Annotated in this window: 11 protein-coding genes; 7 read left to right on the top strand and 4 right to left on the bottom strand. The window is 52.5% G+C overall.

Going from position 1 to position 15,395, the window contains the following annotated elements:
* The first annotated feature begins 80 nt into the window (after window positions 1-80).
* The 4 genes from QW71_RS27720 to QW71_RS40645 all read left to right on the top strand — a co-directional run bounded on the left by QW71_RS27720 (window position 81) and on the right by QW71_RS40645 (window position 6,001).
* Window positions 81-1,907: an extracellular solute-binding protein gene (locus QW71_RS27720; protein ID WP_052770324.1), complete on the top strand. Its 1,827-nt coding sequence runs from the start codon at window positions 81-83 to the stop codon at window positions 1,905-1,907.
* A 64-nt stretch (window positions 1,908-1,971) separates the two neighbouring features.
* Window positions 1,972-3,528, top strand: coding sequence for a helix-turn-helix domain-containing protein (locus QW71_RS27715; RefSeq protein ID WP_039306965.1), 1,557 nt, complete (start codon window positions 1,972-1,974; stop codon window positions 3,526-3,528).
* Between the two features lie 6 nt (window positions 3,529-3,534).
* Window positions 3,535-5,295: a sensor histidine kinase gene (locus QW71_RS27710; protein WP_039306962.1), complete on the top strand. Its 1,761-nt coding sequence runs from the start codon at window positions 3,535-3,537 to the stop codon at window positions 5,293-5,295.
* A gap of 499 nt (window positions 5,296-5,794) precedes the next feature.
* Entirely contained in the window at window positions 5,795-6,001 is a 207-nt protein-coding gene (locus tag QW71_RS40645) for a hypothetical protein (RefSeq protein ID WP_039306960.1), read from the top strand.
* Between the two features lie 458 nt (window positions 6,002-6,459).
* Here QW71_RS40645 and QW71_RS27700 read toward each other — a convergent pair whose 3' ends face one another.
* Window positions 6,460-8,166 (bottom strand): CPBP family intramembrane glutamic endopeptidase, encoded by a 1,707-nt coding sequence (locus QW71_RS27700; protein ID WP_039306958.1) that lies wholly within the window; start codon window positions 8,164-8,166, stop codon window positions 6,460-6,462.
* A gap of 258 nt (window positions 8,167-8,424) precedes the next feature.
* On the opposite strand from QW71_RS27700, the gene QW71_RS27695 reads away from it, so the two are divergent.
* Window positions 8,425-9,795: a TrkH family potassium uptake protein gene (locus tag QW71_RS27695; protein WP_047014017.1), complete on the top strand. Its 1,371-nt coding sequence runs from the start codon at window positions 8,425-8,427 to the stop codon at window positions 9,793-9,795.
* A 14-nt stretch (window positions 9,796-9,809) separates the two neighbouring features.
* Complete coding sequence (locus QW71_RS27690; RefSeq protein ID WP_039306954.1) at window positions 9,810-10,478, top strand: TrkA family potassium uptake protein; 669 nt, start codon at window positions 9,810-9,812, stop codon at window positions 10,476-10,478.
* 93 nt (window positions 10,479-10,571) lie between these two features.
* Here QW71_RS27690 and QW71_RS27685 read toward each other — a convergent pair whose 3' ends face one another.
* Genes QW71_RS27685 through QW71_RS27675 form a run of 3 tightly spaced genes read right to left on the bottom strand, consistent with a single transcriptional unit; the run spans window position 10,572 to window position 12,570 of the window.
* Entirely contained in the window at window positions 10,572-11,264 is a 693-nt protein-coding gene (locus QW71_RS27685) for a hypothetical protein (RefSeq protein ID WP_039306952.1), read from the bottom strand.
* Window positions 11,261-12,202 carry an ABC transporter ATP-binding protein gene (locus QW71_RS27680; RefSeq protein WP_052770321.1) on the bottom strand — a complete coding sequence of 314 codons (942 nt, stop codon included), beginning with the start codon at window positions 12,200-12,202 and terminating at the stop codon, window positions 11,261-11,263. Before QW71_RS27680 ends, QW71_RS27685 begins: the two co-directional genes overlap by 4 nt.
* Window positions 12,199-12,570, bottom strand: coding sequence for a GntR family transcriptional regulator (locus QW71_RS27675; RefSeq protein WP_152679870.1), 372 nt, complete (start codon window positions 12,568-12,570; stop codon window positions 12,199-12,201). Before QW71_RS27675 ends, QW71_RS27680 begins: the two co-directional genes overlap by 4 nt.
* 374 nt (window positions 12,571-12,944) lie before the next feature.
* Here QW71_RS27675 and QW71_RS27670 point away from each other — a divergent pair, with 374 nt between their 5' ends.
* Window positions 12,945-15,212, top strand: coding sequence for an AraC family transcriptional regulator (locus QW71_RS27670; RefSeq protein ID WP_039306949.1), 2,268 nt, complete (start codon window positions 12,945-12,947; stop codon window positions 15,210-15,212).
* The last annotated feature ends 183 nt before the right edge of the window (window positions 15,213-15,395 follow it).

Here is a 15,395-nt window from a genome sequence, read left to right as displayed (position 1 = left end):
TTATGCATAGGTCAATGTTATTGCGGTTCTTGCAGGAGAGGCAGAAGCGGGCTGCCTGCAATAGGATAAAGGGAGGCGAATTGCTGCAATTGCTGTTAGTTATGCTGGTTCTGGGTGGTCTTGCTGCCTGCTCAAACGGCGATAAACTAAAACACCTCCAAACGCAGGAGGCCACTGCGGAGGACGGCCCTAACGCACTGAACTCAAGCCGAACTGTCAATGCCGGTAGCGCCGGTAACGCCAATACCACTGACAGGACTGGTAATGCTGATAGCGCTAATCGCAGCAATTCCGGCAGTTCCGGTGATCCCGGCAATACGTTGCCTGCGGATCATCCGGCCACCGCCCTTTCAGCATTGGCTGCCAAGGTGAAGCCGGTCCAGTTCACCGTCTTTGTGAACTATGACTGGTATACGGCGCCGACCTGGGAGGGCAGGCCGCATAGCCGGTGGATCTCCGATAATCTGAAGGTTACGCTCACTCCGGTACAATCCAGCGGGGCTGCCGCCCAGAAGCTGAACGCGATGATTGTCTCGGATCAGCTTCCCGATGTGCTGGTCATGGACCGGGGCAAGGATGTGGAACGGCTGCAAAAAGCAGGCAAGCTGGTGGCACTCGACCCTTATTTGGTGGAATATCCTGAATTTGTCCAGACCATAGGCGAGGATACATTGAACATGCTGCGCAGTGAAGACGGCAAGCTGTACCAGATTCCGAACTGGTATATTAACGGCAGCAACGGCAGCGGTAACGCCGGTTTCCTGGTTGAGAAGAAGATCTACCGGGCGCTTGGCTCCCCTAAGCTGGAGACATGGGATGATCTGGAGGCTTATCTGAAGCGGGTGCAGCAAAAGTATCCTGAACTCGTCCCGATTGACTTCGGGGAGACCCGGGACGAAGCGGATATACAGATGATCGGCATGCTGTACAGCGGTGCGGCGGATAACCGGACACCAAGCTTCATCTCTCCAGGTTCAGGACAAATCTTCGGTGTGCCCGCCGGCTCCCGATTGACTTCTGTGTACCGGGATCCGGCATTTCTGGAGACGCTGCTGCTGGCTAACCGGCTGGTCCGCCAAGGGCTGACGTCTCCGGATCTATTAACCGAAACCCGGGATCAGGTGCTTGAGAAGCTCAAAACCGGCCGGATCGCTATATTCGGCGCGTATGACGCCATCGTGGAAGGGATCGGCCGCGAGGCGGATAATCAGCTCTCGGCCAAAGATCCGCAAGACGGATACGATATCATCTGGCCGGTGCACCGGGCAGGCGTTGATCCAGATAAGGTGTACCCTTCCGGATACAATACGCTGGGCTGGAATGTCAATGTGATTACAACCCGGGCCAGAGATCCGGAGGCCATTTTCTCCTATATGAACTGGGCGACGAGCCCGGAGGGACAGCGCATTATTTTCTTCGGGCCGCAGGGAATGTTTTATGATAAAGTGGAGGATGGAATTCCGGTTCCAAATGATTCCTATATTGGCCGTAATTTGAAGCAGTATGATGATCTGAAGATCGGGGAATTCAACTGGTACGGTAATACCTCATATATTGATTCAGCCAAAGCCAGACGCGAGAAGCTGCTGCCTGCGGAAGCCCGGGACTGGACAACACTCGGGCAAGCGAAGGTAACGTTCAGGACGGCGATGAACATCACCGAATTCTCCAATCTCGATCCGGCGCCTGCCTCCGAAGAGGGAATTATTCTACAAAGACTGAAAGACCAGTATGCGCAGGTAATCCCCCGGATGATTTTTGCGGCAAGCGGGGAAGAGGTCAGGCAGCTGATGGAGGAAGCAGACAGGGAAGCAGCGGGTTTGGGATATGACAGGCTGCTCGCCTGGAAAACCGGAGTATGGCGGGACAATCTTAAGAAGATCAAGGCCTATTCCCTGCAATACTAAACGTTTGGAAAGAAGAGGGATACGATACGTACCCTCTTTTCCGCATGAAGGAGTGCTGATTGCGATGTACAGAGCCGTCTTGGTGGACGATGAAAATTATGACTTGGAGGGTCTGCGCTGCCTGATTCCCTGGAGTGAGCTTGCCATTGAAGTGGTCTGCAGCGAGAGCAATCCGCTTGCCGCTCTTCAATACCTCGAGAATCATGAGATTGACCTGCTGATTACGGACATCAGGATGCCTGTGGTTTCCGGCATGGAGCTGTCCCGCCTGGCGCTGGAGCTGAATCCGGGGCTGAAGATCGTGTTCATCAGCGGATACCAGGAATTTCACTATGCGAAGCAGGCGCTTGATTTGAAGGCGCATGCCTATATTCTGAAACCGGTTGATGATGAGGAGCTCATCGGCGTGCTGCGTACCGCTACGGCTGAACTGAATCTTGAGCGGAGCAAAGGTCCGGAAGACGGCGGCGTGATGGCGTCCTTTGATTTCATCAAAAATGATGTGCTGCAGCACCTGCTGGAAGGCAGTATTGACGGTGCGACACTGGGGGCCTTCCTGGCCCGGTATCCGCTGGATCTGGCCTTCTCCAGCGCCTCCGCGGTGCTGATTGAGGCAGATGATGTCCTCCGGCGGGTGCAGGAGCACCCGGAGGAGGTCTATGCCGGTCTGGACCGGCTGTTCCAATACATTGGGACAGAGATCGAATCCGCCGGTGCCGGGAAATGGTGCCGGCTGAACCGTTCACAGCTTGGTTTCGTGTATACCGGGCAGCGCCTGGAGCTGGAGGAGTGGCTTCAGCAGCTGGTGCTGAAGGTTCGCGGGCACACTGCTTACACTATTACTATGAGTTATGGAGCTGAGGTGTTTGCTCTGGAAGCGCTGACCTCATCTTTTTCCCAGGCCAAGGCATATATGAACGGTAAAATGTTCCTCGGCAAGAACAGGGTGATTCCCCCCGTAATGAACAAGCCGGGAATGACCCAGGATATTAAAGAGCTGAGCGTTGTATTGGAGGGGATGTTCGGAGCTATGGCAGGCTACAGGCTGGCTGATATTTGCGACTGCATCGATGAGCTGTTCGAGATGGCGGCCCTGTTTGAGCATCCGGTGAAGGTCTATCATTTCTCCATTCATATCGTCACCCGGCTTGAAGCCTATCTGGGCACGCTGAACGAAACCTATGAGAGTCTGCAGCAAATGGACGCCATTCATCATCTGGAGACGGTGGATGATATTAAGCGCTGGCTACGGTATACGCTGTTCCAGATTTCCGAGATCCTGTTCATGAAGAAGCAGCATAAGAACCGCCGGCTGATGGAGCAAATTGAGGCCTATATTCAGGAGCGGCTGACGGAGAATCTTACCTTACGGCTGGTGGCCAGCCATTTCGCCTATTCACCGAACCATCTCGGGGTCCTGTTCAAGGAGCACACAGGCGAGAGCTTCAATGAATACCTTGTGCGGCTCCGGATGGAGAAGGCGATTCTCCTGCTCGATCAGCATCAATACAAAATCTACGAAGTCGCTGATAAGGTGGGCTACAAGAATATCGCTTATTTCAGCAGGCAATTTCGTGAATATTTCAATATTACCGCAGCCGATTACAGAAAGCAGAGCTGATCCGGCATGCAGAGGAAGCGTGCGAAACCCGTATACATGCCCTTGGGCTACAAGCTGCTTATTTCCTATCTGCTGCTGGTGCTGACACCGGTTATCGGCATCGGAAGCTACGCCTATGTCTCCTCCGTGCGTTCCACTGAGGAGCACACCAGAAGCAATCTGGAGGTGGCTGTCAGGCAAATTGCCAGCAACGTCGATTACCGGCTGAAGGATGTGGTCCGCAGCACCGACGAGCTGTACGCGGATCAGACCCTCTCGCGTTATTTGACAGGTTATCATTCCGGCTGGGAGAAATATAGCATCATGTCGCAGTATATTCTTCCGAGGCTGGAGAATGCTGCGAATCTGCCGGACCCGGAGGTTAAGCTGTCCGTGTATGTCAGCAACCCTAATGTCGGAGAATTCTATTACAACGAGAGTGCAGCGGGCGATGTCCGTAAGTATTCCCTATTTCACATGGACCGTATTGAGAATGAAGACTGGTATAGAGGGCTGAAGCTGCATTACGGCTCCTATGAATGGCGGCAGGTGGGCAATGACAGGACGGACGCGAGCATCTCCTACCTGCGTCCCTTGATCAATTACGATACACTGCAGCTGAACGGCCTGATCAAAATGACGGCGAATATGAAGTATATCTTCTCTGATGCCGGCTCAGGGCAACTGGGCGAGGACAGCATCCTGTTCATCGTGGATAACGACAACCGCCTGCTCTTCATAAGCTCCCGGAACAAGGTTAAACCGGATTTGCTGCCCTCAGCGGCTTCAGGCTATATTCAGCAGCCTGATTCCTATATGCAAATTAAACAGCCGGTTACGAATATGCCCGCCAGCGTAGTGGCCTGGATTCCGTATTCTTCACTGCAGAAGAATTCACAGCAGGTCCGTAATGTGACCATCGGCATCTGTCTGATCACTCTGATCCTGCTCTTTCTGATCAGTCTGGTGATGTCCCAGTATTTCGCACGGAGCTTCCAGAAGCTGATCGCTTCCCTGAAGTCTTTTAAGGAAGGGGATTTCCACAAACGGATGCCGGTGCAGGGCAATGATGAGTTTGCGGAAATCGGCAGTGCTTTTAACGACATGGCTTCAACTATACAGCGGTTAATCGACGAGGTCTATGTCGTCAGCCTGGAGAAGAAAGAGACCGAGCTGCAGGTGCTGCATTCCCAGATGAATCCGCATTTCCTGTATAACACCTTCTCTTCGATCAGCCGGATGGCCAAGCTGGGGGAGATCGATAAGCTGCATGAGGTCATCCGTTCGCTGGCCAGGTTCTACCGGCTGACGCTGCACCGCGGGGAGATGATTATTCCGGTGGAGCAGGAACTGCAGATTGCCGAGTCTTACCTGGATATTCAGCGGATTAAGAATGTGGACCGTATCCAGGTGGCTTATGATATTGCACCGGAGGTTCTGGAGAGCGAGAGCGTGAAGTTTATTCTGCAGCCGTTTGTGGAGAATGCGCTGGAGCATGCCTGGTACGATGATGAGATTTCGCTGATCATCCGGGCTTACCGGGAAGGAGCGGATATGATCCTCGAGGTGGAGGATAACGGGCTGGGGATGAAGGAAGAGCTGATCGGGCAGATTCTGGAGCCTGCGGGCCAGGGAATCGGCTATGGCATCCGCAATGTGGACCAGCGGATTCAGCTGCAGTACGGCAAGCAGTATGGCGTAGCCATTCACAGCTCGCTTGGTGAAGGGACGCTGATCCGGCTCCGGTTTCCCTGCCGTCCGTATCAATCTGTGCAGGACGAGGCCTAGAAACGGTGTGCCTACCGGATTATGAGCAGAAGGGGTTGTCCCATAAGTAGAATTTCTTCTATTTGAGACACCTATTTCGGGCTCCCAGCGGTTTATCTTTGGACTTCTGCAGCAGTCGTTCTTCGAGCTCCCGCGTCGCAAGTTCAAGTTTCTCACCACTGATTTGGAGGACTCGCCGAGTTCATCCAACAATGCAGCAATTGATGTATTCAGTTCCAAGTGGGAATTCACTAATAGTTGTATAATGTGCAATTAAAAACTGCGAAAAGGCAGGCTTGCCTCTTATAACTGTAGTCTGTACAACTAAATCTGCCTGAATGGTGAAAATTAAGGTTCAAATGGCCATTTAATTGTACGAAATACAACTAAACGGAGAATCGGTTATTAATCAGACGATTTAGTTGTACGAAGTGCAATTAAGCACCGCATACCGCATACCGTAATCGGGTCACTGTAAACGATTGGGCGGGACGAATAAGTGCGCTGGGGATTGGCGTAGATGATCGCTATGGTGAGCCTTTCAGGAGGGGAGCTGTCGCGGCCGCCACCGGGAATAGGCAGCGTCAAAGAGGGTGTCGTTCAGCCGGTTGACGGCTGCATCCATGACACGAACGAGGTGATTTTCCGGGATATCTTCTTCCAGATCCATTGGCAAGCAAAGTTGGTCCATGGACTATTGAATGTACAAAGAAATCGCTCCTTTTGAAATGGTTGGGTGGTACCTCCATTTTACCAAACAGGCAATTTCTTTTTTGTGTTTGTTGAAAAAAGTGTTTCGTATCCCCCTTAAACAGCGGAGAGGACGGAACGACCCGCGGAAAAGCGGCAGCGGCCGCCTTTGTCCCCGGATTTTCACCGCTAAGGAGAATCAATAAAATCTGGGGACAACAGCAATTGGAGCAACGGTCCGTTCGCGGAGCGTCCCGGAACGACCCGCGGAAAAGCGGCAGCGGCCGCCTTTGTCCCCGGATTTTCACCGCTAAGGAGAATCAATAAAATCTGGGGACAACAGCAATTGGAGCAACGGTCCGTTCGCGGAGCGTCCACCCAAGTGCCCACGTTGATGCTACTACAAAATAAAGAGCTGTCCCAAGCAGCCATTCATGGCTTTTGGGACAGCCCCCTTTGGATATGCAGGGCGGATCGATACGGTTCCGTCTATGTCTAAGTCAGAGGCTGGACCGGCTCCGCTTGCTCCGGCCCCCGCGGAGGATTGAAGCGGTACACGATGTAGCCGACGATGAACGGCAGGATGATCGTGACAATACCGGCGCCGATGTTCACCTTATCCTGCATGAAGATCAGCGTGGCCCCCATCAGGATGCTGTCAAACACCACATGGCTGAACATCACAGCGATGAAGCCGTAGCGCAGGAAAATATAGCTGAACAGCAAACCGATTACGGTTAGCTCAATCGGCCGTGAACTGACCGGATAGATCGGATAGAGGGTATGCCCGAGCGCCCAGATCAGCGTAGTGATCAGTGCAGCGATGAAGGTATTCTTCACGAGCTTCTTGAGCATCCGGATGCCGAACAACCGGTAGACAGCCTCTTCAGAGAGACCGGCAAGCCAGGCGACAATCGGGAGCAGCCAGGCGTATTTCATATTGTAGGGAGACTGGCTGGCGTCCGTGGTGGACCAGTTATCCAAGGCGAACGACAGAATAATGAACATGATGGTCTGTACGCCGAGCAGGACGAATGCCCATACATATCCGGCGCGGATACTGTCCAGTACATACTGGCCGTAACCGGGCTCTTTGGCACGGGGCCAGGGGTTAAGCTTCTCTTCTGCGCGCCACAGGCCGTCGCCTCCAACCAGTGAGAAGTAGAGCAGTGAGGACATTAGCAGGCTGTACAGAACATAGATGATGAACATCACTACAGCGGTAATCCGCGCTTCGGCACTGTCACCGCCTGATTCGGGAAGCACATTGTAGCTGCTGACCATCATAATCAGGAAGTGGGCGGAGCTAAGGAAGAGCCCGCGCCTCCAGGACGTGTGACCCCGGCGCAGAATGCTGTAGATCAGCGCAAGAATACCCAGAAGCAGTGTAGGCAGACCATAGCCGAACAAGGTGAGCTTCTTGGCAAGAGCGGTCTGGTCTTCAACATAGCTATCATGCCAGGCCGGGGCAGTGAATCCGGCGCGGAAATAGGTGACCTGCTCACCGGAGAAGTTAAAGTTATAATGCAGCAGCGCATCTCCGACCTTAACCGAGCTCTCCGTGTAGACAAGCCCGTACTCATCGCTGCCCGTCTCTATCTGGAGCTTCGCCGGATTAGCACCCCATAGCTGCAGCCACGGGCGGGCCAGCTTTTCTTTTTGCTCAAGGGTAAGACCCGCTTCACTGCTTGCAGTTATTGCAGTACCGGCAGGGCTCGTTACAACCTTGGCCGGCCTTTCCCCGTAATCGAGTCCTGCGGCATCGGCCTCGGCTCCGCGGGCAAAGGCGACTACTTCACCGGTATACATATTGATATCCACGGAGAGCAGGGCATCCGCTTCACCGGAAGTATAAAGCGTAGCATGGTAGACATCGAACGGGTACCGCTGGTCCAGCTTGTTCTTGGTGTAATCCTCAAGCAGCTTCTCCCGGGACATATAGCCGTAGAAAGAGGAGTCTGTCTTATAGAGGATAGTCCATTCATCCTTCACTCCAGCTTCGTGGCCTAGCTGCTGTGCTGCGAATGCGGCGGCTTTGCCCCGTACTTCGCTTTTGCTGATAATTGCTGTGTCCTCACCGGAGCCCTGGAAGAGCTGGGGGGCGACCTGGAACATGACAAACACAATAAGTCCGAGAATTCCAGCAAGGATAAGTTTGGTGGTAAGGGGCCGCTGCTGTAGGGGCTGGCCGACGGGATTCATGAAACGCCTCCTTGAAATGAAATACTCTTGTACATTCCATTATAATATTACTTGCCCGGCAGTTACAAAAAATTGCCGTATTATCCTTTTACGTGGAGAGGTCCAAGCTTATGCTTGTTTATTTGCAGATTGTTCTTTATTTGTACTCCGGCTTATTTTGAAAATGATTCTTTGTGAAGTTAGGCAATAACGTATATAATTTTGTATGTTTATTTGATATTGTACAATTCTTAACTTCCAAATAAGGAACCTGAAAGGATGAGGAGTTTGGTTTCACCGTTTCCCAAGATAACGGGCTTCAGATTTCTGAAGCTTGCTCCTCCGCAAATCCTGGTGCTTGGGTTCGCCGCAGTAATTATGATAGGCACTTTACTGCTCATGCTTCCGGTATCAAGTGTAGCCGGGGAGCCGCTTCATTTCATGGATGCGCTGTTTACTGCGACCTCTGCCGCTTGTGTGACCGGACTTGCCGTTGTGGATACCGGAACCCACCTCACCGGATTCGGACAGGCCGTCATTCTGGTGCTGATCCAGATCGGTGGACTCGGATTCATGACTATGGCAACGCTGTTTGCGTTAGTATTCAAACGCAGAATTTCACTGCGTGACCGGCTGATTCTTCAGGAAGCGATGAATCAGAGCTCGATGGAGGGGATTGTCCGGCTGATCCGTAAGGTATTGATCTATTCCTTGGTGATTGAAGCTGCCGGTGCAGTCCTTTTGTCGGTCCGCTGGGCGTTTGATATGCCGCTGGGCCAGGCTGTATATTATGGCTTGTTTCATGCAGTCTCAATGTTTAATAACGCGGGATTTGATCTGTTTGGTGGCTATTACAACAGCTTAACAGAGTACGCGGGTGATCCGGTGATCAATCTTGTGGTCATGTTTCTGATCGTTTCCGGCGGGATTGGCTTCATCGTGATGTCCGATCTGGCCGAGTACCGGCGGAAACGCCGGCTGTCGCTGCACAGTAAGGTAGTGCTGTCGATGACCTTCGGACTTATTCTGACAGGGATGGCAGTGATCTTCATCTTCGAGTTCACCAATGCACGGACACTGGGACCTATGAACCCCGGAACCAAAATCTGGGCATCCCTGTTCCAGTCCGTTGCACCGCGTACAGCCGGAGCCAATACGCTGGATATCACAGGATTGCGCCAGGCGACACAGTTTTTCATCGTCATTCTGATGTTTATCGGCGCTTCCCCGGGTTCAACCGGCGGCGGCATCAAGACGACGACCTTCACGCTGATGATCGGAGCAGTAATCTCCATGCTGCGCGGCCGGGAGGACATCGTACTCTTCCGTTACCGGCTGGCCCAGGAGCGCGTATTCAAGGCCTTGACCATTACGCTGCTGGCTCTGCTGCTGATCGTTGCGGTATCGATGATGCTGTCGACTACGGAGGGTCTGCCTTTTCTGATGATTCTGTTCGAGACGACCTCGGCCTTCGCCAATGTGGGACTAAGTCTGGGACTGACGCCGGAGCTGACACAGGTCGGCAAAATCCTGATCTGCCTGACGATGTTCGCCGGACGGCTTGGACTTCTGACGCTGGCCTATGCACTGGGTCCGAAACAGGGTAAACCTTTGTATAAGTATCCGGAAGGCAAAATGATAATTGGATAAGGGGAAATAGAGACATGAAAGCACAACAGTTTGTTGTAATCGGCCTGGGCCGCTTCGGTTCAAGTCTGGCGCTAGAGCTGATGTCCATGGGCTATGAGGTGCTTGGGATCGATCATCAGGAGGAGCGGGTGGAGGAAATGACCGGCCGGCTGACCCATGCGGTGATGGCGGATGCTACGGATGAAGGGATTATGCGCTCTCTTGGAGTGCGCAATTTCGACTGCGGGATTGTGGCGATCGGCGATAATATGGAGCGGAGTATACTGGCCGCAATTCTGCTCAAGGAGCTCGGCGTCAAGCAGGTGGTCGGCAAGGCGATCTCGATACTGCATGGGCGCGCATTGTCGAAGCTGGGCGTGGACCGGGTGATTTTTCCGGAGCGTGATATGGGAATCCGTGTGGCCCACCAGCTGGTGACACCAAACTTACTGGACTATATTGAGATCTCCAAGGATTACAAGGTTGTTGAACTGACGGTGCCTGCCTGTATGGACGGCAAAAGCCTCTCCGAGCTGAACACGCGCGCCAAATACGGCTGCAGCATCATCGCCCTGAACCGTGAGGACGGCATCATCGTTGCCCCGACGGCGCATGACCATGTGCATCAGGGGGATATTATGGTGGTTATCGGCTCCAATGACAGCATCGGGGAGTTCGAGGATGAAGCGGTGAATGCGGATTAGGTGCGGAAGACCAGTCTGCGTATCTCTATAAAAGAATGCAAAAAAACGTCCGCTGATGTGCAGCCGGGCGTTTTTTGCTCTTCAGAAAGACGGCTACATCCGGATGTCAGTCCGGCGGTATACCAGCCACCCGGCCCCCGCGCACAGGGCGATGATCCCCCACAGGAGGAGAGTGGTTCCAGGCTCTAGCATTCCGGATTCTGCCGGGTAGGATGCGAAATTCTCCATGTACTCCATCGAAGGGAACATTTGGGAAATGAGGGCGACAGCTCCGAAATACACGATAGCCAGCAGGGTTCCGGTGATTACTTTGAATCTGTAATAACAGGCGCCGATCAGGAAGGTGGCTACCGAGACATCGAGCAGGGTCAGCATGAACACGTACGCAGAGAGCAGGAGCGGCCGGTCCACATCAACCGGGAGTCCGATCAAAGGAAGAACAGCCCGGCTGATCAGATACACGGCAGTCTCCGCCAGCGCAGCCGTTATACAGAAGGCCAGCAGGGCCAGCAGCGAGCTGACGTAGAAGTTCCGGCGGGTCACACTGAAGCTGCTCATCAGCGGAAAGGTAATGGCCACCGTAACGATCATGCTGACGATCATGAAGATAGTCATAATATTCCGGTTAACGCTGAAGATATTGTCCGCCGTTCCCATATCCCAGGCGGGCAGAAATTTCATCAACAGTACCAGGGCGGTGTCCACACAAACGAATATACTTAGCAGAATCAAGGCGCCTCTGCGGTAATCCTTCAGGTGAAACTTCATTAAACTCCGGTAGCTCATCGGTTTCCGCCTCCTAGCGAATTCTCTGCATCGCGCAGCGTCAGATATACGAACAGCTTCTGCAGCGGAACCGGTGACAGCTCAATGCCCTGATCCTGGAGCATTCTGCGTTCGGCGGGGCCGGAGAGATCCTCAAGCGCAAGCAGCAGCTTGCCCCCCAGGCGTTCACTGTGCAGTACCCGCACATCCCCCAGCAGCTTCTCCAGCACGGTAGCGGGCCCGGAAGCATAGACGGCGTTTGCGGCAAAATCCTCTACAGGACCTTGGAAGGCGATACGTCCGCTTTTGATATAAACCATCCGTTCAAACAGGTTCTCCGCCTCTTCGATCAGATGTGTAGTCACTACAAAGGTGCGGGGATAATTGCTGTAATCCTCAAGCAGGGTCCGGTAAAAGATTTCGCGCATCGAGGCATCCAGGCCGATTACCGGCTCATCCAGCAGCGTCAGCGGAGCACGGCTCGCCAGCCCCTTAATGATCCCTGCCATGGATTGGCCGCCGCGCGACAGCTGCTGGTAATTCTTGCTGCCCTTTAGCTGGAATTTGTCCATCAGCTCTCTGGCCAGCTGCTCATCCCAATGGGGGTAGAAGATCGAGGCGAACTTGAAGATTTCCTTCAATGAGTAGTTCTCCCAGGAGCGTTCATAGGTCTTGACCAGACAGATCTGACTCAGTGCCGGTGCATGCTCATTCACGTGATCGCCGCCATACGTGATCAGTCCGCTGTCTGCGAACCTCTGGCCGGCAATGAGGGAGAGCAGGGTGCTTTTGCCGCTGCCGTTGGCTCCGATCAGTCCATGAATCATCTCCGGCTCCAGGCTCAGCGAGATATCATGAACGCCCTGGCCTCCGCGGAAAACCTTGCTTACATGGCTTAAATCGAGCTTTGCGCCGGATGGAGCTGCCGCTGCTTCATGCTTCTTCCCCGTAACCATCATCGGTTCTCATCCCCCTTACGGATCATTTCAGACAATTGCTCCGTTGTAATGCCCAGCTTCGCGGCCTCGCGGATCATTGCCACCACATATTGCTCATAGAACTGCTGTCTGCGCTTATTCGTCAATTCGGAGCGTGCTCCCGCTGTAACAAACATTCCGATCCCCCGCTTTTTATACAAGATTCCCTGCTCTACGAGCAGATTCACACCTTTGGCCGCCGTTGCCGGATTGATGCTGTAAAAGGCTGCGAACTGGTTCGTGGAAGGCACCTGGGTCTCCTCAGGCACGGTTCCATCGATGATGTCATTCTCAATCAGCTCCGCAATCTGCACGAAAATCGGCCGGTTGTCATCCATCTGGATACCCACCGCTTCACCACCTAATTGGTTAATTACTCATGTAACTAACCTTAAACGGAAATCGGTCCGGTGTCAAGTGGCATTCACCTGCAAATGACGGAAATGGGCTTCGGCTAAGAAATCATTGTCAGGTGGTCTGCAATATTTCGAATTTGTTTGAAAAAATTTCCTATACACATATGTAAAATGTAATCTGAAATGTTAAAATAAAAACGTTGAAGTGATCCGGACGGAGAGATTGGCCGCGAGGCACAGATTAATTGTCTCAGGGGGTTGGAAAATTTAAATGTAAGCGATAACATATTGATACAGCCAGCTGAGGTATGGACAGAAGATAATTTCAAGGCAGTTATATATAGAGACATCCTTAGGGGGATAGCAATATGAAAAAAACACCGATGATCCTGCAGCTGGCACTGATACTATTCTGCATCATGGCAATTCCCACAGCGATTCTGACATGGTACAGCGGGTCACAGATTATACAGAACTCAGAAGTAGCCATTGGAGAATCCACGCTTGCCGGGCTGAATGCCAACCGCAAGTTAAATGAGAACGCGCTTGCCAATCTGGCCCAGGACACGTCGCGTCTGGCGGCGACGAATATTTTTGACCGTATCCGCAGCTTTGAGACGTACGATGAAATTAACGCAAATTACAACAACGTGAGCCTGGCACTCTCCGTGACGAAAGAACTGCTGAACTTGAACCGCCGGGTAGACGGTGTGTACTCTTCGTACTTTTATTTGAATGATTCGGATTATGTGTTCTCTACTGACAGTAGCATCACGACGCTGGAACGGTACGAGTCCATCGACTGGATCACAGAAGCGCTTGAAGGACGCAGAGGCATCAGCGGGGTGTGGGTTCCCCGTAAGCTGGAGTCGGGTGAAAATGTTGTGTCGTATGTTTATCCCCTCAACCGCCTGTCCTCCACCACCCGCGGGATTATCGTAGTCAACCTGAAAGAGAGCCAGATCGGCAAATATCTGCATGCTACAGAGATCGGAGACAGCAACTACCTCCTGCTGGACTCGGACGGTAAAGTCATTTCCTACAATGATCATTCACTGCTGCTCTCTGACGGTCAGAAGCTGCCTTACCTTCAGGAAATACTGAACCAGGAATCCAGTGAAGGCTATACATTCCACGAGCTGGACGGCAAGCGGATGATATACGCATGGAGCCGTTCGGCAGTGTCCGGATGGTGGAATGTAAGCTGGAGCTCCATGGATGAGCTGATGATCAAATCACGGGATATGCAGGGGAATATCATTCTGCTTACCGGAGCTATCATTTTACTCGGGACGCTGCTTGCCATCTTTCTTGCGACCTGGCTGTCCAGGCCCCTCCGGCAGCTGGTGCGGACGATCCGCTCGAAGAGCGACCTGGGTGTGGTGAATAAAAATGAGCTGGCCTTCCTGGATATGGCGTTCAAACGCATGCAGGAGGAAGAGGAAAGCCTGTTCCAGCTGCTGCAGGAGCGTGAGCAGGATACCCGGAGTCTTGCAGTTCACCGTCTTTTGCGCGGTGAGATTCCGCCCCGGATCACGGAGGCTTTTCCGGAAGTATGCTACAGAGTTGTTGTCGTGTCTATCGACCAGTACCGGAGGTATGTGGGCAATACCAATGTGGAGACGCGCAGCTATCACCGGTATCTGCTCAATGCGAAGTATGAGAGCTTCTTCCCGGAGGGGATACTCGCCCGCAGTGTCTATCATAACGATGGCTGTATAGTGATTGTGCTGAACTTTGCTCCGGATGAGTCCGGGGAGAAGGAGGGGCTGATCCGTCAGGCGCTGGAGCAGATCCGGGATCAATCACTCGAATTGCTGGAGCATTCAGTCACGATCGGTGTAAGTGATTTGGCTGACGCACCCGAAAGGGTTGCCCTGCGGCTGTTTGAAGCGATGGAAGTCATCAAACGCCGGATGATTAACGGGGCGGGAAGCATTATGTACTGGCACGATGAAGAGGAGGGCAGCCGCAAATATCTCGATTCCGAGAGCAGTGAGCGGAGGATTCTCAACTTCCTGGATGCCGGTGATCTGGCCGGGATATTCAAAGAGCTTCAGAGCATCCGCAGCCAGATCGCTTCGGAAGAGAATATTTCCTATGATAATATTATGTTTATCTACTATCAGCTGATGGGGGCAACGATCAAGCACCTCCGTGAGAATCATATCAGCACGGGCCGGATGGTTATGGGCAGAGGGAATGTGTATTCCATTCTTGCTGCAATGGATACACTGGATGAGCTGGAGGAATATCTGCATGGTTTCTTCACTGAAATCGTACAGAGCCTGGACCGCAACACGAGTGAAACCAATCATGCGGAACGAATCATTCATTATTTGAAGAAAAATTTCCGTGAAGAGATTGTGTTCGAGGATATGGCCAAGGAAATCGGCATCAGCTATTCTTATATGCGCAAGATCGTCTATGAGCAAACCGGCAATAGCATGATTGATTTTGTGAATCAGCTGCGGATCGAGAAGGCCAAAGAGCTGCTGCTGGATACTGAATGCTCCATCAAGCAAATCGCAGCAGAGGTTGGCTATTATAATGTTCAGAGCTTCAACCGCTTTTTCCGTAAATATGAAGGCATGCCGCCAAGCAGCTTTAAATCGGCCAAGAGTAAGAGCTCCTAGGAGTTCTCCTGGCCGGTTTTTTTGCCCATTTATGAAAGCGCTTTATTTTTGGGAATGCTTATCATATTTGATTATTATGGCGGGGCGAAGCCTTAGAAACCGCACTTCAATCAATTTTGATGGTGATCATCAATACTCATGATTTTCAAGATCAGGCAAAGGGGCTAGCATAGGAATCGAGCC

Source organism: Paenibacillus sp. IHB B 3415 (assembly GCF_000802655.2).
In the GTDB taxonomy this organism is placed as follows: Bacteria; Bacillota; Bacilli; order Paenibacillales; family Paenibacillaceae; genus Paenibacillus_AQ; species Paenibacillus_AQ phytohabitans.
The sequence above is the reverse complement of the archived record's forward strand: the minus strand, read 5'-3'. Positions and strand labels throughout refer to the sequence as shown.